This is a genomic window from Pseudomonas sp. zfem003 (assembly GCF_032621675.1).
GTDB classification, from domain to species: Bacteria; Pseudomonadota; Gammaproteobacteria; order Pseudomonadales; family Pseudomonadaceae; genus Metapseudomonas; species Metapseudomonas otitidis.
The window spans coordinates 268169-293324 of sequence record NZ_JAVYJG010000004.1 but is presented as its reverse complement, the minus strand read 5'-3'; the positions used below and the strand labels follow the sequence as shown (position 1 = coordinate 293324).

Annotated in this window: 6 protein-coding genes; 3 read left to right on the top strand and 3 right to left on the bottom strand. The window is 67.3% G+C overall.

Going from position 1 to position 25156, the window contains the following annotated elements; all coding sequences use genetic code 11:
* Positions 1 to 21 precede the first annotated feature (21 nt).
* The 3 genes from RTK35_RS10310 (at position 22) to RTK35_RS10300 (ending at position 5164) form a co-directional block, all read left to right on the top strand.
* A complete protein-coding gene (locus RTK35_RS10310) occupies positions 22 to 888 on the top strand; it encodes a formylglycine-generating enzyme family protein (protein WP_316907927.1) in 867 nt (288 codons plus the stop codon).
* A gap of 73 nt (positions 889 to 961) precedes the next feature.
* Positions 962 to 2611, top strand: coding sequence for a cyclic peptide export ABC transporter (locus RTK35_RS10305; RefSeq protein WP_316907926.1), 1650 nt, complete (start codon positions 962 to 964; stop codon positions 2609 to 2611).
* Between the two features lie 93 nt (positions 2612 to 2704).
* Positions 2705 to 5164 (top strand): TonB-dependent siderophore receptor, encoded by a 2460-nt coding sequence (locus tag RTK35_RS10300; protein WP_316907925.1) that lies wholly within the window; start codon positions 2705 to 2707, stop codon positions 5162 to 5164.
* 169 nt (positions 5165 to 5333) lie between these two features.
* Here the strand turns inward: RTK35_RS10300 and RTK35_RS10295 are convergent, their stop codons facing one another.
* The 3 genes from RTK35_RS10295 to RTK35_RS30525 form a co-directional block, all read right to left on the bottom strand.
* Positions 5334 to 6290, bottom strand: coding sequence for an alpha/beta hydrolase (locus RTK35_RS10295; protein ID WP_316907924.1), 957 nt, complete (start codon positions 6288 to 6290; stop codon positions 5334 to 5336).
* Positions 6291 to 6381: 91 nt separating this feature from the next.
* On the bottom strand, positions 6382 to 18705 hold the full coding sequence (locus tag RTK35_RS10290; RefSeq protein ID WP_316907923.1) for a non-ribosomal peptide synthase/polyketide synthase: 12324 nt from the start codon (positions 18703 to 18705) through the stop codon (positions 6382 to 6384).
* Entirely contained in the window at positions 18705 to 25154 is a 6450-nt protein-coding gene (locus RTK35_RS30525) for an amino acid adenylation domain-containing protein (RefSeq protein WP_410478645.1), read from the bottom strand. Before RTK35_RS30525 ends, RTK35_RS10290 begins: the two co-directional genes overlap by 1 nt.
* Positions 25155 to 25156 lie beyond the last annotated feature (2 nt).

The window sequence follows — 25156 nt, the reverse complement described above, 5'->3', positions numbered from 1 at the left end:
ATTCCCTTCGAGAGAATCGCCATGCCTGCAACCCAACCCCTGGCCCTGGTGGTCGCCCTGCTCGTCAGCGCACCGGCCCTGGCCGCCGACGCCAAGCAACCCGGCAGCCTGTTCAAGGACTGCAAGAACTGCCCCGAAATGGTGGTGCTGCCCGCCGGCAGCTTCACCATGGGCACACCGGAAAACGAAGTGGGGCGCCAGCCCGACGAGGGCCCGCTGCACACCGTGACCTTCGCCAGGCCCTTCGCTATCAGCAAGTTCCAGGTGCTGGCCCGCGAATGGGACGCCTACATGAAGGAAGCCCGCATCACCCTCCCCGACGGCGACGACCGCCCCGGCCGCCGCTGCACCAACGGCAAGCCCAGCTACCCCCAGGGCCCGGACCAGCCTGCCGTGTGCATGGACCATGACGAGGCCCGGGCCTACGTCGCCTGGCTGTCGAAGAAGACCGGCAAGCACTACCGCCTGCTCAGCGAAGCCGAACGCGAGTATGCCGCCCGCGCCGGCAGCGAAGGCCCGTTCCCCTTCCCCTTCGACGAAGGCAAGGACTACAGCATCGCCCAGCACGCCAACACCTACGGCGCCGCCGACGGCTTCAACTACACCTCCCCGGCCGGCAGCTTCCCGGCCAACGCCTTCGGCGTCTACGACATGCACGGCAACGTCTACGAATGGGTGGCGGACTGCCTGCACGACAGCTACGTCGGCGCCCCCAGCGATGGCAGCGCGTGGGAGGAAGCCAATTGCGAGATTGCTCAGATCCGTGGCAACGACTGGGGCGAGCCACCGATTTTCTCCCGTTCGGGCAATCGCAACGCACTGTACAAGCAGGAGCGCGGGGACTGGATAGGCTTCCGCGTGGCACGAGAGCTCGAAACATCCAAGTGAACAGCCCCGGAGTACCCCAAAACAGCCGGGGACAACGGACGGACATCCTGCCAGCAACCAGACGGGGAACACCATGAACAGGCCCGCACGCGGAGCACTAAAAGAGCTGCTCTCGCTGCTCCAACCCTTCCGACTGACAGTCATCAGCTCCATCGTCCTGGGCATCGTGGGCGGTCTCAGCGTCACGGTGCTGCTGGCGACCATCAACAACGCCCTTCATTCGGAAACCAGCCTGAGCGGCGGCGTGGTCATGGCCTTCGCAGCGCTGTGCCTGCTCGCGCTGGCCAGCGCGATCTACTCCGACATCGGAACCAACTACGTCGGGCAGCACATCATCGCCACGCTGCGCAAGGAATTGGGAGAAAAGGTGCTTTGCGCACCGATCGAGCAGATCGAACGCTTCCGCAGCCATCGGCTGATTCCCGTCCTGACCCACGATGTCGACACCATCAGCGATTTCGCGTTCGCCTTTGCACCGCTGGCCATATCCCTCACGGTCACCCTCGGCTGCATGGGCTACCTCGCCATGCTGTCCTGGCCCATGTTTCTCATGCTGGTGGTGGCCATCATCATCGGCACGGCAATCCAGTACCTGGCACAGGGCCACGGAATCAAGGGCTTCGTGCAGGCCCGGGAATGGGAAGACGATCTGCAAAAGAATTACAGCGCCATTGCCGAAGGTGCTAAGGAACTGCGGATCCACCGCCCACGCCGCAACCGCATGTACACCAACGGCATCCGGCACACCGCAGAGAGGATCTGCGATACGCAGATCCGCGCCATCAACATCTTCGTCATTGCCAAGTCCTTCGGCTCCATGCTGTTCTTCGTCGTCATCGGCCTGGCGCTGGGGCTGCAATCGGCCTGGCCGAGCGCGGACAAGAGCGTCATGAGCGGCTTCGTCCTGGTCCTGCTGTACATGAAAGGGCCGCTCGAGCATCTGATCGGGACCCTGCCGATCATCAGCCGTGCAAAGATCGCATTTCGCCGCATCGCCGAACTGTCGGAACAGTTCTCTTCGCCCGAGCCTCACCTGCTGCTCAGCGACCAGGGCAGCCCGCACAAGGCAATCAATAGCCTCGAACTCCGCGACGTCAGCTACGCCTTTCCGTCGGTGGCAGGCAGCGCACCGTTCCAGCTTGGCCCGGTCAACCTGAAGATCGAACAAGGCGACATCGTCTTCATCGTCGGCGAGAACGGCTGTGGCAAGACCACGCTGATCAAGCTGTTGCTGGGACTCTACGCCCCTCAGCAGGGCGAGGTCCGGCTCAACGGCCACGCAGTGGATGCGCAGGCCCGGGACGACTATCGCCAGTTGTTCACCACGGTATTCGCCGACTACTACCTCTTCGATGACGTCGTCCAGGGCGACCAGCACCTGCCCGACGATGCGAACACCTACCTGGAGCGCCTGGAAATCGCCCACAAGGTGAGCGTGCGAGACGGCACCTTCACCACCACCGACCTCTCGACCGGACAACGCAAGCGCCTGGCGCTGATCAACGCCTGGCTGGAAGAGCGTCCGGTGCTGGTGTTCGACGAGTGGGCCGCCGATCAGGACCCGACTTTCCGCCGCATCTTCTACACCGAGTTGCTGCCGGACCTGAAACGCATGGGCAAGACCATCGTGGTGATCTCCCACGACGACCGATACTTCGAGATCGCCGACCAGTTGGTGCGCATGGAGGCGGGGAAAGTGGTCACCGAAATGCAAATGGCGTGATTGAACACGATTCTTATTTCCGGTTTTTCACACTCAGTACGTCCTATCTACAACTCACAACGCCAACCCTCTAAAACAAGCAAGAGGAACACCATGCCAACGCTTCCGGGACTCACTCACCTCACTAAGGCATTGCTTATGCGTCGTATGCTCCAACCAGGTATAGGTGCCGGAGCTATCGCCCTGTCCATGGGCCTTTCGGTTGCTTTTCAGGTCCAGGCCCAGGAACTGGAATTCAACATACCCGCTCAGCCACTCCCCCAGGCATTGCTTGCGCTGGGCAAGCAAGCCGGCCTGCAAGTGCTGTACAGCGCCGATGACCTTCAAGGCCTTCGTAGCCAATCGGTTGTAGGTAAATACTCTTCGGAGCAGGCTTTGACACACATGCTGGGAGGGACGGGGATCGCCTTCAGCATTCAGGACAACACCGTCATCCTGCAAAAGCCATCGGCAGCAGACACGCTTGAACTGAAGACCATCAGCGTCTCGGGATCATCGATCGAATCAGCCTATGGACCTGTAGATGGCTACGTAGCCACTCGAAGCGCATCGGGCACCAAGACCGATACTTCCATCCTGGAGATCCCCCAGGCCATCAACGTCGTCACCGCCGACCAGATCGAAACGCAGGGCGCCCGCAACCTGACGCAGGCGCTGCGCTACACCCCGGGCCTGGGCGTCAACGGTTTTACCGACCGCAACGCCATCGCCGACGAGATAACCAGTCGTGGCTTCGCACCGACCCCGCTTTACCTGGACGGGGCCTACCTGCCCTATGCGGGCAGCCTGGGCGGTGCACCGCAGATCGACCCCTACACACTGGAGCGCGTGGAAGTGCTCAAGGGGCCTGCCTCGGTGCTCTACGGGCAGAACCAGCCGGGTGGTCTGATCAACCTCGTGTCCAAGCGCCCAACCAGCGAACCACGCCATCAGGTCAAGTTCGGCCTGGGCAGCTACAACCGGATGAATGGCGCGTTCGACACCAGCGGTCCGCTCGATGACCAGCAGACGCTCAGCTACCGCCTGGTGGGTCTCGCCAAGAAAGGCAACGACCAAGTGGACCACACCAACAATGAGCGGATGCTGCTGGCCCCCAGCCTGACCTGGAGCCCCTCGGAAGATACGTCCCTGACCCTGCTGGCGCAGATCCAGCATGACAAGGGCCTCTTCGACTACCAGGCCCTGCCCATGATCGGCAGCCTCGTGCGCGGCCCCAACGGACGCAAGATCGACAGGAACTTCTTCAGTGGCGACTCGCGCTACAACGACTACAAGCGCGATCAGTACATCCTCGGCTATGACTTCACCCACAACCTTAGCGACGATCTCAAGTTCCGCTCCACGGCGCGCTACATCGACATCCGCGACCGCTACAAGGGCTTCTACCTGCGCAGCTTCGCCAGCGACATCAACGGCAACACCGACTACACCCGCGCCAATCGGGTCAAACTCGACTGGCAGCAGCACAACATCGCCTACACGCTCGATAACAATCTGGAGTTCAAGTTCAATACGGGTGCGCTGGAGCACACCACTCTCGCCGGGGTGGACTACCGCCACTTCAACCGCAAGTACGACGGCTACAACGCCTACAACGTCCTGCCCGTGGACCTCTACGGCAAGAACAACTACGACACCAGCAGCGTGACGCCCCAGCTCGACACCAAGTGGGACAACACCGTCCGCCAGATCGGCCTCTACGTACAGGACCAGATCAAGCTGGACAACTGGATCCTCACCATCGGTGGCCGTCAGGACTGGGCGGAAGTGGAGAACAAGGACCTGCTGGCGAACACCATCACCGAACAGCGCGACAACAAGCTCACCGGACGGATCGGCCTGACCTATGTCACCGACTTCGGCCTTGCGCCTTACGTCAGCTACTCGGAATCCTTCCTCCCCACCGTCGGCACCGCAGCCCCGGAACGGGGTAGCAAGGCCTTCGACCCAACCGAGGGCGAACAGTACGAGGTGGGGGTCAAGTATCAGCCCTATGAGAAGACCCTGCTGACCCTGTCCACCTTCCAGCTCAAGCAGAAGAACGTACTGACAGGTGATACCGAGTATCCCCAATACCAGTCGCAGCAAGGCCAGATCCGCTCCCGGGGCGTCGAACTCGAGGTCAAGTCCAGCCTGGAGAACATCGACGTACTGGCCGCAGCGACCTACATCGACTCGTTCTATACCAAGGACACCTACGGTAATCAGGACAATCGCAGTGAGGCACAAGCCCCGGTCTCTGCGACCGCCTGGGTCGACTACCACTTCGTCCAGGCGCCCCTCGCCGGCCTCACCTGGGGCGTGGGCGCGCGCTACACCGGCCGCAAGCCGGGCGACGCCGCCAACAGTTTTCACACCCCGTCCTACGTCGTCTACGACACCACCCTCAGCTATGACCTGGGCAAGCTCTCCAGCGACATGCGGGGCCTCCAGGCCAGCCTGAACGTGCAGAACCTCTTCGACCGCGAATACGTGTCGGACTGCAACTACTCGTTCGGCTGCTACTACGGCCAGGAGCGTGTCGCTTCGGTCGAGGTGTCCTACGACTGGTGAACGCCAGCGGCATGAAGAAACCGGGCTCAGGCCCGGTTTTTTTATGGCTGCCGTGCAGGGTCGAGGCCAGCATTCGGGGCGGACATCCCCTCCTCCGCCCATGAAAAAACCGGGCCTTGGCCCGGTTTCCGGTATCGCGCGGCCTGGGCCGCCGGGTGCTATCGCCGGCTCAACGCGCCAGCTCCTGGCGCAAGGCGGACACCAGTTGCGCATAAACGTCGTCGATATCCGGCACCACGCTGCGCAAGCGCAGGAAGTCGTGGATCAGCCCCTCGAACTCCAGCACCTGCACCGCAACCCCCTGCTCCTGCAGGCGTCGCGCATAAGCCCGCCCCTCGTCCAGCAGCGGGTCGAACCCCGCCAGGGCGATCACCGCCGGCGCCACGCCGGCATGGTCGGTCGCCAGCAACGGCGAGAAGCGCCAATCGAGCCGGTCGGCCGCCTCCCGCGCGTAATGCCGGTAGAACCACTCCAGGGTTTCGCTTTCCAGCAGGTAGCCCTCACCGAACAGCTGCATCGACGAGCTGCTGGCCGAGGCATCGGTAACCGGGTAGCACAGGAGTTGCAGGCAGGGCCTGATGACAGCCTCCGCCGAGCGCGCCGTCTCCAGGGCCAGCACCGTGGCCAGGGTGGCGCCGACGCTGTCGCCGCCGAAGCCCACGCGGGTGAGATCCAGGGATTGTTCCCCGGCATGGGCGGCCAGCCAGGCCAGCGCATCGGCACCGTCGTTCAGCGGGGTCGGGAACCTGTGCTCGGGCGCCACGCGATAGCCGACCGAAAGCACCGCGCACGGCGTCCGCTCGCAGAACTCGCGGCACACGCCGTCATGGGAATCGAGGCTACCGACCACGTAGCCGCCGCCGTGGAAATACACCAGGACGGGCAGCGTTCCGCTGGCAATGGATGGCCAGTACAGGCGCAGGGGCAACGAGGCGCCATCCCGGCTACGGAATTCGAAATCCGTGGAGTGCACGCCCTGCGGCGCGGCCCAGCGCAACTGCAAGGTGGTGCGTTCGAAGGCCTCCCGGGCCTGCTGTGGGGACGACAGATGGAAAGGCACGTGGCCGCTGGCCTGGCTTTCTTCCGCCAGGTCGAGGAAGGCATTCAGCTCTGGATGCAATGGCATCGCATGGTTCCTTGATCAAGAGGTACATCCACCGGAGGTGGGCCATACGAGATGGCGTCCCTCCGGTAGTACGAAGGACCGCAACGAATACTCAGGCCGCCTGCGCGACACAATGCTCGATCAGCGCCTCCAGTTCGGCCTGGTAGGCCTGCATCAGCTGCTCGACGGTCTCGACGCGGTAGCGGCGGTTGCTGAAGACACAGCGCAAGGCCAGTTGCCCGTCGTACACCTGCCCGACGATCTCCAGCCAGTTGCCCAGCGCGGCCATGGGGCTGTAGCAGCTGCCGTAGCTCTCGGCCGCCGGTACCAGCATGGCCTTGTCGTCGAAGCTCTGGTCGAACTGCCCCAGGTAGTTGAAGGTGACCCGCGCCTGGGGGGCGGCGCTCAACTGCGCAGCGACCTCCGGGCCGCTCAGGTGGCGCAGGATGCCGTAGCCGAGCCCCTTGTTCGGCACCGCCGCCAGCTGGCGTTGCACGGCCCTGACCGAGGCGCCGATGTCGTCGTCCAGCCCCGGTGTGAGGCGTACCGGGAACATGCTGGTGAACCAGCCGACGGTGCGGCTCAGGTCGATGTCGCCCACCAGATCCTCACGGCCGTGCCCTTCCAGCTGGATCAGCGCCGAGGCTTGTCCGCTCCAACGGCACAGCACGCGGCTGAGGGCCGCCAGCAGCACGTCGTTGATCTGCGTCCGATAGACCGCCGGCACCTGCTTGAGCAACTGCTGGGTGTGCACCTCGGACAGGGTCAGGTGGGCCACCGCCTGGTGCCGCACCTGGTTCTTGCCCCGAGGGTTGTCGCAAGGCAGCTCGCTGCCCGGCTGGCGGGCCTGCGCGAGCCAGTAGTCCCGCTCCTCGGCCGGGAAGCGCTCGGCATAGGCGCCCAGCCCTTCCGCCCAGGCACGGTAGCTGCTGGTACGGAACGGGAAGCTGGGCGCCTCGCCCCTGTCATAAGCCTCGTAGGCCATCTGCAGGTCCTGCAGCAGCACCCGCCAGGAGACGGTGTCGATGACCAGGTGATGGATCACCATCAGCACCCGGGTCTCGCCGTTGGCCATGGCCACATGGGCGGTGCGCCAGACCGGGCCATCGCGCAGGTCCAGGCTGCGCTGGACCTCCTCGGCGAACAGTTCCAGCTCCGCCTCATCCGCGACCTCCCGTTGCCAGAGCAAGGGCTCCGATGCCCAGAGCGCCTGCAGCTCCGCCAACGGCTGGTAGCGCTGCAGGTTGCGCCCACCGACCTCGGTGAAGCGCAGGCGCAGGGCGTCGTGCTGCTGGACGATGCTGCGCAGCGCCAGCTCCAGGGCCGCCAGGTTCAACGCCTGGCGCGCGCGCAACAGCAACGCCTGGTTGAAGTGGTGAGGCGCTTCCATGCGCTCGTCGAACAGCCACTGCTGGATCGGAATCAGGTTGAACTGGCCTTCGGCAGCCACCTGGGTGGTGTCCGCCTGGGGCTGATCCGCCAGCGGCCGCTCCCCGAAGATCGCCTCGATGGTCGGGTGGCGCATCAGGTCACGCAGCTTCAGTTCCATGTTCAGTTCCGGGTGGTTACGCACCCTCGACACCACCTGCAGGCTGAGGATGGAGTCGCCCCCCAGCTCGAAGAAGTTGTCGGTGATGCCCACCTGCTCCACCTGCAGCACCTCGGCCCAGACCTGCGCCATCAACTGCTCGTCGCGGGTCCGCCCGGCAACGTACCGGGTGCCCTTGAACTCGGGCTCCGGCAGCGCCTGGCGATCGAGCTTGCCGTTGGGCGTCACCGGCAGGCACGGCAGGCAGATGATCTGCGCCGGAACCATGTAGTCCGGCAGGCTGGCCCGCAGCTCCGCTTTCAGGCGGTCGCCGATGGGCTCGCCGCCCGGCGTCACCACATAGCCGATCAGTTGCTTGCCCGAGGCGCTGTCCCGGGCAACCACGACGGCGTCGCCGACATCGTCCGACTGGCGCAGGCAGGCCTCGATCTCACCGAGCTCGATACGGAAGCCCCGTACCTTGATCTGGTGATCGATGCGGCCGACGTAGTCGAGCACACCATCGGCGCGACGGCGCACCAGATCGCCACTGCGGTACATGCGATCACCCGGCTTGCCGAAGGGGTCGGGTACGAAGCGCTCGGCGCTGAGCCCCGCACGACGGTAATAGCCACGGGCGACGCCTTCGCCACCGATGTAGAGCTCGCCAGCGATGCCCGGTGGCAACGGGTTGAGGTTCTCGTCCAGCACATAGAGCGCGCGCTGCCCCACAGCGCGCCCGATGGGCGCATAGGCGGCTTCGCAGCGGGCACTGGCCGGCACCTTCCACAACATTGGGGTGACCACGGTCTCGGTCGGCCCGTAGCCGTTGGTGAAGTAACGGGGACGCAGGGCGGACTTCACCTGTTCGAAGGTCTGGTCCGGCACCGCGTCGCCGCCGAAGCAGTACACGCGTACCGGTGGCGGAGTCAGCCCGCTCTGCTCCGCATATTCGGCCAACTGCTTGAGGTAGGCCGGCGGGAAGCAGGCGATGCTGATGGCGTGCCGGTGCAGGGCCTCGAAGGTCTGCTCGGGTGTCCACAGCGCACCGTCGCGGATGACCAGGGTGCCGCCGCTGAACAAGGTGCTCAGCCAGCGCTCATGGGCCCCGTCGAAGGCGAACGACATGAAGTGCAGCTCACGGGTCCCGGTATCCATCTCGTACAGCTTGGCGATCGCCTGGCAATGCATGCTCAGCGGGCCGTGGGTCACTGCGACGCCCTTGGGCCGACCGGTGGAGCCGGAGGTGTAGATCAGGTAGGCCAGGTTCTGGGCCAGCAGGCCACTGTGCAGCGGCTCGGTGCTGCCGGCCCATTCAGCTGAGGCATCCAGCAGCAGCACCTGCGGGCCCTCCAACCGGGGCAACCGCTCCTGCACGCCGCTGTGGCTCACCAGAAGCGCCATGGCGGAGTCTTCGATCATGAAGGCCAGCCGGTCCGCGGGGTAGTCGATGTCGAGGGGAACGTAGGCTGCCCCGCTCTTCATCACCGCCAGGAAGGCCACGACCGTCTCCACGGAGCGTTCCAGGGCCACGCCGACCACCTTCTCCGGGCCTGCGCCGAGCGCCAGCAGGCGGTGGGCCAACCGGTCCGAAAGGTTCGCCAGTTCGCCATAGGACAGTTGCCGCTCACCGCAAACCAGCGCCACGGCATCCGGGCGCTCGGCGGCGTGGCGGGCGATCAGCTCGGGCAGCAGTGTCGTCGGCTGCTCATCGGCCACAGGCGCCGCGCTCCACTGGGCGAAGTCCTGCTGCTGCACGGGCGGCAGCAGCTCGAGGTTACCCAGGGCAACGTCCGGCGAGGCGATCAGCACCTCCAGCATGTGCTCCATGGTGACGCGGATACGCTCCACCGCCTCGACGCTGAACGCGTTGCGCAGGAACAGGTACTCGATGGACAGCCGGTCCCCCAGGTGCACCGCCAGGTCCATGGGGAAGTTGGTCACATCATGGTTGCGGGAGGCTCCGAAGCTCAAGCCGGTATCGTTCTCCTCGCCCAGGCGCTCGTCGATCGGGTAGTTCTCGAACACCAGGATGCTGTCGAACAGCCCCTGGCCGCCCATCCCGGACCAGCGCTGGATATCCGCCAGGGGGGCGTGGGCGTGCTCGCGGATCTCCAGGTTGTACGCCTGGAGCTGCTGCAGCCATTGCACCAGGGGCTGTTCCGCCCGCAGGGTCTGGATCACCGGCAGGGTGTTGATGAACAGGCCCAGGATGCTGTCGGCGTTGGCCAGGCTGGCCGGGCGCCCCGCCACGGTGGCGCCGAACACCACGGTGGACTGACCGGTGAAGCGCTGCAACAGCAGCAGCCAGGCGCCCTGGATCAGGGTGTTGGGGGTGATGTGCAGGTCGCGGCAGGCCTGCTGCAGGCGGCGGGTCTGCACCTCGTCCCAGCGGGTGTACAGGGCGTCGTGGCCGGGCAGGTCCTGCACATGCCGGGGGAAGACCGACTGGGCGAGGAAGGTGGCCTGCTCCAGCTCGCCCAGCCGTGCCCGCCAGAACGACTCCAGGCTGTTTCCGTCCTGCCGCTTCAGCCAGGCGATGAAGTCACGGTAAGGCCCGTTGCGGGTCGCGACCTGGCCCTTGGCATAGAACTGCATGACCTCGCCGAACAGCCGCGAACTGCTCCAGCCGTCCATGAGGATGTGGTGGCAGGTCCAGATCAGCTGGTGGCGCTGCTCGTCCAGGCGCAGCAGCAACACGCGCTGCAAGGGCGCCTGCGCCAGGTCGAAGCCTTCACGGTAGTCGGCCGCCGCGCGTTCGGCGAGGGCCTCTTCGCCCTGCTCGCGCTGCCGCCAGTCTTCCTGCCGCAGGTCCAGCGCCACCTGGCGGTGGACGATCTGCACCGGCTCGCTCGAACCGCTCTGCCAGTGGAAGCTGGTCCGCAGGATGTCCTCGCGGGCGATCACCTGTTCCCAGGCCCAGGCGAAGCGCTCGGCGTCCAGGCCCTCGACGGGCAGGCTGATCTGGTTGACGTACAGCCCGGTGGCGTCGTCGGCCAGACTGTGGAACAGCATGCCTGCCTGCATCGGCGACAGCGGGTACACATCCTGTATCTCCGGCACCGGCACGGGTAGCGCATCCAGCTGCTTCTGGTTCAGGCCGGCGAGCGGGAAATCGGACGGCGTCAGGCCCTGGACGCCCTCGTCGCAGCAATGGTCGATCAGCCGCTCCAGCGCAGCGCCATAGGCGCCTGCCAGGCGCTCCATCACGGCGATGTCGAACACCTCGCGGCTGAAGGTCCAGTCCAGGCTCAAGCGCCCATCGAAGACCTTGCCGTTGATGGTCAGCCAGTTGCCCAGGGGCACATCGTCGCCATGGCCGTCACCGCTGCCCTCCTCGCCCGGTACGAACAGCGCCTGCTCGTCGAAGCTCTGGTCGAACTGGCCCAGGTAGTTGAAGGTGATGCGCGCTTGGGGCAACCCGGCCAGGCGCTGCTGGATATCCGGGGCTCCCAGGTGGCGCAGCACGCCATAGCCGAGGCCCTTGTCCGGCACGGCCCGCAGTTGCTCCTTGATGCGCTTGATCGACTCCCCCGGGTTATCCGAAGGGGTCAGCAGCACCGGGTACAGGCTGGTGAACCAGCCGACGGTGCGGCTCAGGTCGATGCCGTCGAAGATTTCCTCGCGGCCGTGGCCTTCCAGCTCCACCAGGCAGGCTGGCTGGCCGGTCCATTGGCAGACGGCCGTGGCCAGCGCGCTGAGCAGCAGGTCATTGACCTGGGTGCGATAGGCCGACGGGGCCTGCTTGAGCAGGCGCTGGGTCTGCTCGACGCTCAGCGACAGGCTCACCGAATGCCCATGCGCGGAGGCCTGGCTGCCTTCGGGGTTCGCCCTGGGCAACTCCGGCAGGGGCTGGTCGAGGCGACTGGTCCAGTAGGCCAGCTCCCGCTCCAGCGCATCGCTTCCCGCATGGTCGTGCAGACGCTCGGCCCAGGTCCTGAATGCCGTCGACTTGGCCGGCAGCTTCACCGCCTCGCCGCGCGACAGCTGCTCGTAGGCACCCTGCAGGTCTTCCAGGAGGATGCGCCAGGACACGCCATCCACCACCAGGTGGTGGATGGCCAGGTGCAGGCGCGAGCTGCCATCGGCCATGTCGATCAGGCTGCAGCGCAGCAACGGCCCCTGTTGCAGGTCCAGGCTGCGCTGCGCGCGGTTGGCCAGGGCGACGAGCTCATAGGCATCGCGAGCGGTGCCTTGCCAGACTTCGAGCGGTTGCGCAGCCACGGCCGCATGGCGCGCCTTCCAGCTGCCGCTGGCGGTCTTGTGGAAGCGCAGGCGCAATGCATCGTGATGGGCGACGACCGCTTCGAGGGCCGCACCCAGCCGGGCGACATCCAGCGGCTCGCGCGGCGTCAGCAGGATCGACTGGTTCCAGTGCTGCGGCTGGGTGATTTCGCTGGCGAGGAAGCCTTGCTGCATGGGCAGCAGCAGGCTCTCTCCGCTGACCGGTCCCTGGTCCACCAGGTTTGCCTCGCCCTGCTGGGCGACCTGGGCCAGGGCCTGGATGGTCTGGTGCAGGAACAGGTCCCGGGGCGCCAGGGCGATGCCCCGTTGGCGGGCGCGGCTGACCACCTGGATCGAGTTGATCGAATCACCGCCCAACGCGAAGAAGTTGTCGGTGATGCCCACCTCGGGTACGCCAAGTACCGCCTGCCAGATTTCCGCCAGGGCCCGCTCGACCTCGTTGCCGGGTGCCACATAGGCGCTCTGCGCCTCGTCCAGGCTCGGGACCGGCAGCGCCTTGCGGTCCAGCTTGCCGTTGGGGCTCAGCGGCATGCGCTCCAGCGCGGTGATGTGCGGCGGCACCATGTGCTCGGGCAGGGTGCGCTGGAGGTGCGCAACCAGCTGCTCACGCAGGAGCGGCCAGTCCGGCGGTTCCCCCTGCAGGACCAGGTAGGCGCTGAGGTACTTGCCGCTGCGCCCGTCCAGGGCGACGACCACGGCCTCGCGCACGCCGTCATGGTCCAGCAGGCGCGCTTCGATCTCGCCCAGCTCGATGCGCAGGCCACGGATCTTCACCTGGTGGTCGATACGGCCCAGGTAGTCGATGACGCCATCGGCGCGGTAACGGGCCAGGTCACCGGTGCGGTACAGGCGTTCGCCCTCGACGAAGGGGCTGGCCACGAAGCGCTCCGCGGTCAGCGCGGGGCGGCGATGGTAGCCACGGGCAAGGCCCTGGCCACTGAGGTAGAGCTCGCCGCTGACGCCCACCGGAACCGGGTTCAGTTCGGGGTCGAGGATGTAGGTCATCAGGTTGGCGATGGGCTCGCCGATCGGCACCGCCTCGCGCCCTTCGTCGCGGCAGGTCCAGTGCGTCACGTCGATGGCCGCTTCCGTCGGGCCATACAGGTTGTACAGGGCGGCACCGGGCAACCGGGCGAATACCTGCTGCTGGGCATCCACCGGCAGGGCTTCGCCGCTGCAGACGATGCGGGTCAGGCTGCGGCAGCGCCCCGCGTTCTCGTCCAGCAGGAAGGCCTGCAGCATCGAGGGCACGAAATGCAGGGTGGTGACGGCCTCGTCCTCGATCAGCCGGATCAGCTGCGCGGGGTCGCGGTGGGCACCCGGCTCGGCGACCACCAGGCGCACGCCGTACATCAGCGGCCAGAAGAACTCCCAGACCGAAACGTCGAAGCTGAACGGCGTCTTCTGCAGCACGCTGTCACCTTCGCCGAGCCCGTAGGCGTCCTGCATCCAGCACAGGCGGTTGGTCAGCGCGCCGTGGCTGTTGCCCGCGCCTTTGGGCTTGCCCGTAGAGCCGGAGGTGTAGATCACATAGGCCAGGTTCGAGGCGGCGAGCGGCACCTCGGGGTTGCCGGACGGGTAGCCCTGCAACCGCGCCTCGCCATCGTCCAGCAACAAGGTCTTCACGCCACCGGGTATCGGCAGCTGTTCCTGCAGCCCGGCCTGGGTCAGCAGCAGCTCGATGCCGCTGTCCTCGATCATGTAAGCCAAGCGTTCGCGGGGGTATTCCGGGTCCAGCGGCACATAGGCGCCACCGGCCTTGAGGATGGCCAGCAGGCCCACGACCATCTCCAGGCTGCGGTGCACCGAGATCCCCACCAGGGTGTCGGCGGACACGCCCTGTTCGATCAGGCGGTGCGCCCAGCGGTTGGCCCGCGCATTGAGCTCGCCGTAGCTGAGGGCCTGGCCGGCGAAGACCAGCGCACAGGCTGCGGGGTTCGCCGCCACCTGCGCCTCGATCAGGCGATGGACCGGCTGGTGGTTCGGGTAGTGGGCGCCGGTGCGGTTCCACTCGTAGAGCATGTGATGACGCTGCCCGGCGTCCAGCAGCGGCAGCTCGCCGACGGCCTGGCTGGGGCTGGCGACGATGCCGCGCAGCAGGTTCAGCCAGTGCTGCGCCATGCGCTCCACGGTGGCGCGATCGAACAGGTCGGTCGCGTAGGACAGCGCGGCGGAAAGGCCCGCCTCGTACTCGAAGGTGTCCAGCGTCAGGTCGAACTGCGCGGTGCCGGCATCCCAGCTGAGCTCTTCCAGCGCCAGGCCGGCCAGGGACGTGACCTCGCGCTGCACCTCGCCGCCGTGGTTGAACATCACCTGGAACAGCGGGCTGTGGCTCAGGTTGCGCGCCGGCTGCAGCGCCTCCACCAATTGTTCGAAGGGCAGGTCCTGGTGCGCCTGGGCCTGCTGGGCGGTCTGGCGTACCTGGCGCAGCAGCGTCGCGAAGGGCGCGTGGCCGTCGACCTGGGCCTTGAGTACCTGGGTGTTGACGAAGAAGCCGATCAGGCCTTCGGTCTCCAGACGGTTGCGGTTGGCGATCGGCACGCCGACGCGGATGTCACCCTGCCCGCTGAAGCGGTGCAGCAGCACCTGGAAGGAGGCCAGCAGCACCATGAACAGGCTGCAGTTCTCACGCTGCGCCAGTTGCTTGAGGGCAACCGCCAGGCTCGGCTCCAGGGCGATGGCGATGCGCGCCCCGCGATAGCTCTGCTGTGCCGGGCGCGGCCGGTCCGTCGGCAACTCCAGGACGGGCTGCTCGCCGCCCAGTTGCGCGCTCCAATAGGCCAGCTGGCGGGCCTGCTCGCCCTCCTCCAGCCAGCGCCGCTGCCAGTGGCCATAGTCGGCGTACTGGATCGGCAGCTCCGGCAGCGCCACGGGCTGGCCCTGGCTGTAGCCGGCATAGAGTTTCAGCGTCTCGTCGATCATCACGCGCATCGACCAGGCATCGGAAACGATGTGGTGCAGGGTGAGCACCAGGACATGGTCGTCCTCGGCCAGCCGCAACAGCTTCACCCTCAGCAGCGGGCCGGCCTGCAGGTCGAACAGGCGCCGGGTCTCGGTCTCCACCGCCGCCCGTATCACCTCGTCGCTGGCGTCGGCGGCCAGCGCCTCGACCTCGATCACCACCGGTGCAGCCGGGTGGATCACCTGCAGGGGCCGCTCGCCGTCCAGCACGAACGTGGTGCGCAGGCTTTCATGGCGCGCGACCAGGGCGGCGAAGCTGCGCTCCAGCGCGGGCAGGTCCAGGGCGCCGCGAAGGCGCAGGGCCGCCGGGATGTGATAGGCGCTGCTGGTGGGCTCCAGCTGCCAGAGTATCCATTGCCGTTGCTGGGCATGGGAAAGTTCCAGCGGCTGCTCCCGGGAAACCCGCGGGATCGGCTGCTCGACCGGCTGCATGTCCTCTTCCAGGGCACGCGCCAGGGCATCGAGCGTGGGGTGGGCGAAGAGCAGGCGCAGCGGTACCTGGGCCTGCAGTGCCTGGCGCAGGCGCGCCATGACCTGGGTGGCGAGCAGCGAATGCCCGCCCAGTTCGAAGAAGCTGTCGTGCACGCCGACCCGGTCGACACGGAGCACCTGCGCCCAGACCTCGGCGATGGTCCGCTCCAGTTCGGTGCGCGGCGCCACATAGGCCTTCTGCCATTGCCGCGCATCGGGCCTGGGCAGTTGCTTGCGGTCCAGCTTGCCGTTGGGCGTGAGGGGGAAGCGCTCCAGCAGCACCGTGTACGCGGGCACCATGTAGTCCGGCAGTTTAAGGCGCAGGCGGTCGTTGAGGCCGTCACGCAGCCGGGCCTGGGCGTCGGCATCTTCGGCAGCCGGCAGGTCGCGGGGCACGACGTAGGCCACCAGCACCTGGCCGCCCGGGGCGTCCTGCGCCACCACGGCGACCTCGCGTACCTCGTCCTGCTCCTGCAGACGCGCCTCGATTTCGCCCAGCTCGATGCGGAAGCCACGGATCTTCACCTGGTGGTCGATGCGGCCCAGGTACTCGATGATGCCGTCGGCACGGATACGGGCCAGGTCGCCGGTACGGTACAGGCGCTCCCCAGCCTTGAAGGGATTGGGAATGAAGCGTTCAGCGGTCAGCCCCGGGCGCTGGAAGTAACCGCGCGCGAGGCCGTCGCCGGCGATCAGCAATTCACCGGCCACGCCATGGGGCACGGGGGCCAGGTCGGCACCGACCACATAGAGCGCGGTGTTGTCGATGGGACGCCCGAGCCAGGGCTCGGGCGCCTCTTCGCCCAGACCGTGGATGGCCGACCAGATGGTGGTCTCGGTCGGCCCGTAGAGGTTCCACACCTCGCCGCCCAACGCCAGCATGCGGGCCGCCAGCTCGCGCGGCAGCGCCTCGCCGCCACAGAGGAAGGTGCAGCCACGCAGGACCTCCGCCCGCTCGTTGTCCAGCAGCATGCGCCAGGACGAAGGCGTCGCCTGCAGCACGTTCACCTGCTCGCGTTCCACCAGGTCCAGTACCGCGTAGGGGTCCTGGGCGACCTCGGGCCCACTCAGCACGATGCGCGCGCCGACCATCAGCGGCACGTAGATCTCCAGGCCGAAGATGTCGAAGGAGAAGGTGGTCAGCGACAGCACCCGGTCCCTGGCCACGACGCCCGGTACGCGGGCCATGCTGGCGACGAAGTTGGTCAGCGCGCCATGGCGCACCATCACGCCCTTGGGGCGCCCGGTGGAGCCTGATGTGTAGATGGTGTAGGCGAGGTTTTCCGGCTCGAGCCGGGTCGGCAGGTCAGCGCCGGGGAAGGCATCCAGCGAGTCGCCCAGCTCGTCCAGCAGCAGTGCCCGCACCGTCGCCGGTACCGGCAGGCGTTCGGCCAGCGCGCGCTGGGTCAGCAGCAGCTCGATGCCGCTGTCCTCGATCATGTAGGCCAGGCGGTCCTCGGGGAACGCCGGGTCCAGCGGCAGGTAGGCGCCGCCGGCCTTGATGATGGCGAGCAGCCCCACCAGCATGTCCACGCTGCGCTCCACCGAGAGCCCCACCAGCACGTCCGGCCCCACGCCCAGCTCGACCAGTCGGCCGGCCAGGCGATTGGCGCGGCGGTTGAGATCGGCGTAGCCCAGTCGTTCCCCACCGATCACCAGGGCGATGGCGTCGGGATCACGCGCCACCTGGGCCTGGAACAGTTCATGGACGAAACGCGCCTCCGGAAGCGCAACCGCCGTGTCGTTCAGCTCCACCAGCATCGCCTGCTGCTGGCTCGCATCCAGCAGCGGAAGCTCGCCGACGGCCTGCTCCGGCCTGGCCAGGATGCCGCGCAGCAGGTTCAGCCAATGGCCGGCCATACGCTCCACCGTGGCGGCGCAGAACAGGTCGGTGGCGTAGGTCATGGAGGCGCTGATGCCGTCGGGATGTTCGAGCGTCTCCAGGGTCAGGTCGAACGACGTCGTGCGGGTCTCGCCCTGCAGCCCCTCGACCCGCAGCCCACCCACCGGCGCTCCGCGTGCAGGGCCCTCCGTCTGGTGGTTGAACAGCACCTGGAACAGCGGCGTATGGCTGAGGTTGCGCTCCGGCTGAAGCGCCTCCACCAATTGTTCGAACGGCAGGTCCTGGTGGGCCTGGGCCTCCAGCGCCGCCTGCTTGACGTCCTGCAGCAGCGCGCGGAACGGCGCCTGGCCGTCGACCTCGCTGCGCAGGACCTGGGTGTTGACGAAGAAGCCGATCAGGCGCTCGGTCTCCACCCGGTTGCGGTTCGCGGTGGGCACGCCGACGCGGATGTCGTCCTGCCCGCTATAGCGGTGCAACAGGGCCTGGAAGGACGCCAGGAGCAGCATGAACAGGCTGACGCCCTCACGCTGGGCCATCTGCTTCAACCCGGATGACAGGCCGTCGTCCAGCCCGACCTCCAGGCGCGCGCCGCGGTAGCTCATTACCGCCGGGCGCGGGAAATCGGTGGGCAGTTCCAGCACCGGCTGCCGCCCGCCGAGCAGGCCCGTCCAGTACTCCAACTGCCGCTCTCGCTCGCCCGCCTCCATCCAGTGCCGCTGCCAGATGGCGTAGTCGACATACTGGATCGGCAGCGGCGGCAACTCGGGCACCTGCCCACGGCTGAAGCCGGCATAGAAGGTGACCAGCTCCTCCACCATGACCTGCATCGACCAGCCATCGGAGACGATGTGGTGCAGCACCACGATCAACAGGTGATCGTCATCGGCCAGGCGCAACAGGCGGACGCGCAGCAGCGGCCCGTTCTGCAGGTCGAAGAGCTGCTCGGTCTGTTCCTCGATCAGCTGGCGCAGCTGCTGGGCATCCGGCACCTGCGCCAGGGGCTCGGCCGCCAGCGTCAGCGGTGCCGGCGAGCCGATCCGCTGGAAGGTCGCCTCACCGTCCTGGACGAAGGTGGTGCGCAGGCTGTCGTGCCGCGCGATCAGGGCGTTGAAACTGCGCTCCAGCGCCGCCACATCCAGCACGCCCTGCAGGCGCAGGGCCGTGGGCATGTGGTAGGCGGTGCTGTCCGGGTCGAGCTGCCAGAGGAACCATTGGCGCTCCTGGGCGAAGGACAGCGGCAGGCTGTCGAACGCATCGCTTACCGGCGGGATCGGCAGGTTCGCCGGCGACACGTTTTCTTCACGCATCTTCTGCAGGTACTGCCTGCGCTTCTCCAGTGGCAACGTGATGAAGCGCCTGGCGATGCGTAAAGCAACCGTGTTGTCCATCAAACCTCCTCCATTTCATCGAGCAGGGCCTCGAGCCTGCTGAATGTCGATGTGCTCGTTGGCGCCCCGGTCCGTTGCAGCTGGGCGACGAAGTCCCCCAGTACCGGGTGCTGGAATATCAATTGCGGGGTGAGGCTCATGCCCAGCTCCAGTTGCAAGCGCGAAACCACGTTCACCGCCAGCAACGAATGCCCACCCAGTTCGAAGAAATCGTCGCCGAGCCCGACCTGATCGAGCTTCAGCACGTCCTGCCAGATGGCGGCGACCTTCATCTCCAGCTCGCTGCCAGGCGCCACGTAGGCCACCTGCAACGGGCGGGCATCCGGAGCCGGCAGTGCCTTGCGATCCAGCTTGCCGTTGGTGGTCAGCGGCAGGCGGTCCAGGAAGACCACCTGGCCGGGCACCATGAAGTCCGGCAGGTGATCGGCCAGGCGCGCCTTCAGGCGTTCGCCGAGCAGCGCTTCGGCCGGCTCCAGCGCACCTTCCTCGGCGACCACATAGGCCACCAGGGTCTGGCCGTCCGGGGCCAGGACCACGGCCTCGCGCACCTCCGGCTGGGCCCGCAGGCGGGCCTCGATCTCGCCGAGTTCGATGCGCAGGCCACGGACCTTGACCTGGTGGTCGATGCGCCCGATGTACTCGATCACGCCGTCTGCGGCGTAGCGCACCAGGTCCCCGGTGCGGTACAGCCGCCCGCCCTCGCGATCGCTGCGGGCGAAGGGGTCGGGGATGAAACGCTCGGCCGTCAGCGCCGGTCGCTGGTGATAACCACGGGCGAGCGAATCGCCGGCGATGTACAGCTCGCCGACGGCGCCGATGGCACAGGGCTGCAGCGCGCAGTCGAGAACATAGGTGCGCACGTTGCCCAGCGGGCGGCCGATAGGGACCGTGCGACGCTCGTCACCCTCGGCGGCTGCCACGAGGTGGCTGGTGCTGTCGATGGTGGCTTCCGTCGGCCCGTAGAGGTTGTGCAGTTCACCGTCGAACAGCGCCATTGCCTGGTCCGCCAGGTGCTGGCCCAGGGCCTCGCCGCCGCAGAGCAACAGGCGCAGGGTGGCCAGCTGCTCGCGCCGGGCAAGGGGCAGCAGGGCCTGCAGCAGCGAGGGGGCGAGCTGCAGGACGCTGATCCGCCAGCGCGCCACCTCGGCCCAGAGACGGGTCAGGTCGAGGTTCAGGTCCGGGCTCGCCAGGACCAGCTGCGCACCGCTCATCAACGGCAGCCAGAACTCCCAGACCGAGGCGTCGAAGCTGATCGCGGTCTTCTGCAGCACGCGATCCTCGGCCTGCAGCGCCAGGCGGTCCTGCATCCACGCCATGTGGTTGCTCAGTGCGCCGTGGCGGATGCCGACGCCCTTGGGGCGCCCGGTGGAACCGGAGGTGTAGATCACATAGGCCAGGTTCTGCCCGTCCGGCGAAACCGCCGGGTCGCGCTCGGCGCGGCTGGCCAGCGCTTCGTCCAGGCCGTCCAGCGCCAGGCAGCTCACGCCGCTGTCGGCGAACCGCGCCTCCAAGGCGCGCTCGCTGAGCAGCAGGGCGATGCCACTGTCCTCGACCATGTAGGCCAGGCGGTCCTGCGGGTAGGCCGGGTCCAGGGGCACATAGGCGCCACCGGCCTTGAGGATCGCCAGCAGCCCGACCACCATCAGCGGCCCTCGCTGCAAGGCGAGCCCCACCAGCACATCGGGGCCCACGCCGCGTTCGATCAGCAGGTGCGCCAGGCGGTTGGCTTGGGCGTTGAGCTGCCCGTAGGTGAGGCTCTGCCCCTCTGCCAGCACGGCCACGGCCTGGGGCTGGCGCTGTGCCTGGAAGGCTACCCACTGGTGCACCTGGCGCGCTTCCCGAGGCGCGGTCTCGGTGGCGTTCCACTGTTCCACCACGCGGGTGTGCATCGGCGCGTCCAGCAGGCCGAACTCGCCGAGACGACGCTGGGCGTTCGAACCGGGCATCTGCATCAGCAGGTGCACCATCTGGTCACCGAGGCCCTGGATCGATTCGCGGGAATAGCAAGCGCTGGCATAGGTGAAGTGCAGGTTGAGGGTGTCACTCAGATGAACGGCTAGGGTCAGCGGGAAATTAGTTTGTTCCCGGTTGCCCAGGGCGCCGAAGCCGAGCCCGTCCGGTGCGCTGTCCTGCAGCGCCTGGGAGACCGGGTAGTTCTCGAACACCAGCAAGGTGTCGAACAGGCCGTCCCCGCCCTGCCCCGCCCAGCGCTGGATGTCGTACAGCGGCGTGTGCTCGTGCTCGCGCAGCGCCAGGTTCTGCGCCTGCAACGCCTGCAGCAGGTCGACGAGGGGTTGCTCGGGACGCGGGTTGGCGATCACCGGCAAGGTGTTGATGAACAGGCCGATCTGCTCCTGTATGCCCCGCAGTTCGGCCGGGCGACCGGCCACGGTGGCGCCGAACGCCACGCCGTCCTGCCCCGTATGGCGTTGCAGCAGCAACAGCCAGGCGGCCTGCACCAGGGTATTGAGCGTGACCTTCTGCTGCCGGGCGAACTCGCCCAGGCGCTGGCATTCCTCCCGCGAAAGCGAGCGGTGGAAGCTGCCGTGGCTGGGCCCATCGACCAGGGGAGCACGCGGGTTGTCCTGCCCGGCCAGGCGGGTGGGTGCGTCGAGGGCCGCCAGTTGGCCACGCCAGAAGGCTTCGCTGGCCACGGGGTCGCGGCCCGCCAGCCAGGCGATGTAGTCGCGGTAGCGCCCGCCCTGGCGCACCACCTGCTGCCCCGCATAGCGCTGCAGCACCTCGCCGAGCAGCTGCGAATTGCTCCAGCCATCCATGAGGATGTGGTGGTGGGTGTAGACCAGGTGCCAGGCGCCTTCGCCGACCTGCACCAGGGCCAGGCGCAGCAAGGGCGCACGGGCCAGGTCGAAGCCCTGCTCGAGTTCGGCGGTCGCCAAGGCATCGAGCGCGGTGGTCAGGTCATCGCGGCCACGCCAGTCGTGCCGTGCGAAGGGCACCTCGACCTGGCGCTGGACGACCTGCAGCGGCCGCTCCAGACCACCCTCCCAGATGAACCGGCTGCGCAGGATGTCGTGGGCTTCCACGGCTTCCTGCCAGGCCCGCTGGAAACGCTCGGGGTCGAGCCCCTGCATGTCCAGGCGCATCTGGTTGATGTAGTGGCCGGTGCCCGGCTCATACAGGCTGTGGAACAGCATGCCCTGCTGCATCGGCGTCAGCGGGTAGAGGTCGTCGACCTCGCGGGCGCAGACCGGCAGCGCATCCAGCTGCCCCTGGCCAAGCCCGGCCAGGGGGAAGTCCGAGGGCGTCACGCCCTGGTTGATCGGCTGGGCGCAGTGTTCGATCAGCTGCTCCAGCTCGGCGGCATAGTCATCGGCCAGTCGCTGGATCGTCCGCTCGTCGAACTGCTCGCGGCTGAAGGTCCAGCCCAGGCTCAGCTCGCCGTCGTACACCTGGCCGTTGAGGCTCAGCCAGTTGCCCAGGGGCGCCAGCGGGCTGTGGTCGGCGCCCGAACCCTCGCGGGCCGGGCGGAACAGTGCCGCCTGGCTGTCGTCGAAGCTGCCGTCGAACTGGCCGAGGTAGTTGAAGGTCAGGCGCGGCTCGGGCAATGCCCGCAGCACTTCACGGGCGCCATCGTCCCCCAGGTAGCGCAGCGCGCCGAAGCCCGTGCCCTTGTCGGGAACGGCCCGCAGCTGCTCCTTGATCGCCTTGATCGACGCCGCCAGGGCATCTGCCGGCGTGAGCTTCACCGGGAACAGGCTGGTGAACCAGCCGAGGGTGCGGGTCAGGTCGATGTTGGGGAACAGCTCCTCACGGCCATGGCCTTCCAGCTGGATGAGGGTGTTCGGCTGCCCGGTCCAGCGGCAGATCACCCGTGCCAGGGCGGTCAGCAGCAGGTCGTTGACCTGGGTGCGGTAGGCCTTGGGGGCCTCCTGCAACAGGCGACGGGTCGCCTCGCGATCCAGCTGGGTGAACAGGGTGCGCGCCAGGCGCGCTTCACGGGGGGCATCGGGGCGCTCGCAGGGCAGCTCGGCGCAAGCGTCCTGCAGGTGCTCCTGCCAGAACCCCAGCTGCCGTTGCAAGGCTTCGCTGCGGGCATGGCGCTGCATCTGCTCGGCGAACGCCTTGACCGAGCTGGTCTTGGACGGCAGCCGTACCGGCTCGCCGCCCTGCACTTGGCGGTAGGCGGTCTGCAGGTCGTCGAAGAGGATGCGCCAGGAGACGCCATCGATCGCCAGGTGGTGGACCACCAGCTGCAGGCGCTGGCTGCCGTCCGCCAGGGTGGCCAGCACCGCGCGCAGCAGCGGGCCGTCCTGCAGGTCCAGGCTGCGCTGGGCCCGCTCGAGCAACGCCTCCAGGGCGGCGGCGTCCGCGACGCCGGCCTCCCAGAGCAGGCTGGCGTGTGCCCAGTCCTGTTCCTGGCGGTCGAGGTCACGGTGGGTCGCTTCCCAGCCTTCCACGCCCTCGACGAAGCTCAGGCGCAGGGCATCGTGATGCCTGACCAGGCTGCGCAGGGCCTGCTCCAGCACCCCGGGCTGCAACGGGCTGGCCGGGGCCAGCAACACCGACTGGTTGTAGTGATGGCGTTCGGGGATGGGCTCGGCGAAGAAGGCGTGCTGGATCGGCAGCAAGGGCGTGCTGCCCAGGACCGGCCCCTGGTCCAGGACGAATGCCTCGTCGCCCACCTGCGCAACGCCGGCCAGTGCCTGGACGGTCTGGTGCTGGAACAGGTCCTTGGGCGTGATGCGGATACCGTCCTGACGGGCGCGGCTCACCACCTGGATGGAAATGATCGAGTCGCCGCCCAGCTCGAAGAAGTTGTCGTTGAGCCCTACCCGCTCCAGCTTCAGCACGTCCTGCCAGATCACCGCCAGGCGCTGCTCCAGCTCGCTCTGCGGCGCCACATAGTGCTGCTGCACCTGGCTCACGTCCGGTTGCGGCAGCGCCTTGCGGTCCAGCTTGCCGTTGGCGGTCAGCGGCCAGTGCTCCACGAACAGCAGGTGCGTCGGCACCATGTAGTCCGGCAATTCGGCCTTCAGCTCGGCTTTCAGGGCGTCGCGCAATACGCCGGCATCCTCCAGCGGACTCGCTGGCAGCACGTAGCCCACCAGTTGCGTGCCGGTCGGCCCTTCATGGGCCAGCACCGCGGCCTCGCGCACAGCGTCCAGCGCCGCCAGGCGCGCCTCGATTTCGCCCAGTTCGATGCGGAAACCACGGATCTTCACCTGGTGATCGATGCGCCCCACGTATTGGATGACGCCGTCGCTGCGGTACTGGGCCAGGTCGCCGGTGCGGTACAGGCGCGCACCGGGCTCGCCGAAGGGGTCGGGGATGAAACGCTGTGCGGTCAGGTCGCCACGGTTCAGGTAGCCCCGCGCCAGGCCGGCGCGACCTACATAGAGCTCACCGATGCAGCCACGGGGCACGGGATTGAGCTCGCCGTCGAGCAGGTACCAGGACAGGTCCGGGATCGGCTCGCCAATGGGGCTGCTGGCGTCATGCTCCAGGTCCGCCAGGGACAGCGGCCGGTAGGTGACGTGCACCGTGGTCTCGGTGATGCCGTACATGTTGATCAGTTGCGGCGCGGTATCGCCGAAGCGCTCGAACCAGGGACGCAGGCTGTGCACGTCCAGGGCCTCGCCACCGAACACCACGTAGCGCAGTGCCAAGGGGCGCGAATCGGCGCAGGCCACCTGCATCAGCGGCTTGAAGGCCGAGGGCGTCTGGTTGAGCACGGTGACACCGGTGCTCACCAGCAGCGCGTGGAAGTCCTGCGGCGAACGGCTCACATCGTGGGGCACGATCACCAGCTCGCCGCCGTAGAGCAGCGCGCCAAAGATTTCCCAGACCGAGAAATCGAAGGCATAGGAGTGGAACAGCGACCAGACGTCCCGGGGGCCGAAGTCGAACCAGCCTTCCGTGGCCTGGAACAGCCGCATGAGGTTGCTGTGGGGCAGCAGCGTGCCTTTCGGCTTGCCGGTGGAGCCGGAGGTGTAGATCACGTAGGCCAGGTTGGCCGGCGACATCGCCACCTGCGGCTCGTGCTCGGGATAACCCGCCGCGCCCTCCAGCATCAGCGCCTCTACCTTCGCCGGGATCGGCAGGTTCTGCAGCAAGGCCGGCTGGGTCAGCAGCAGGCGGATACCGCTGTCCTCGATCATGTAGGCCAGGCGGTCCTCGGGGTAGCTCGGGTCCAGCGGCACGTAGGCGCCACCAGCCTTGAGGATCGCCAGCAGGCCCACCACCATCTCCAAGCTGCGCTCGACAGCGAGGCCCACCCGCACATCCGGGCCCACGCCACGCTCGATCAGCTGGTGCGCCAGGCGGTTGGCCCAGGCATCGAGTTCGCCATAGCTCAGGGTCTGTGCCTCGAAGCGCAGGGCAATGGCCTCCGGGCGCAGGCGCGCCTGCTCGGCGATGCGCTGGTGGGCGCATTGGGTGACGTCGATTGAGCAGCGGCAGTTCGCCGACGCGGCACTGCGGGTCGGCAACG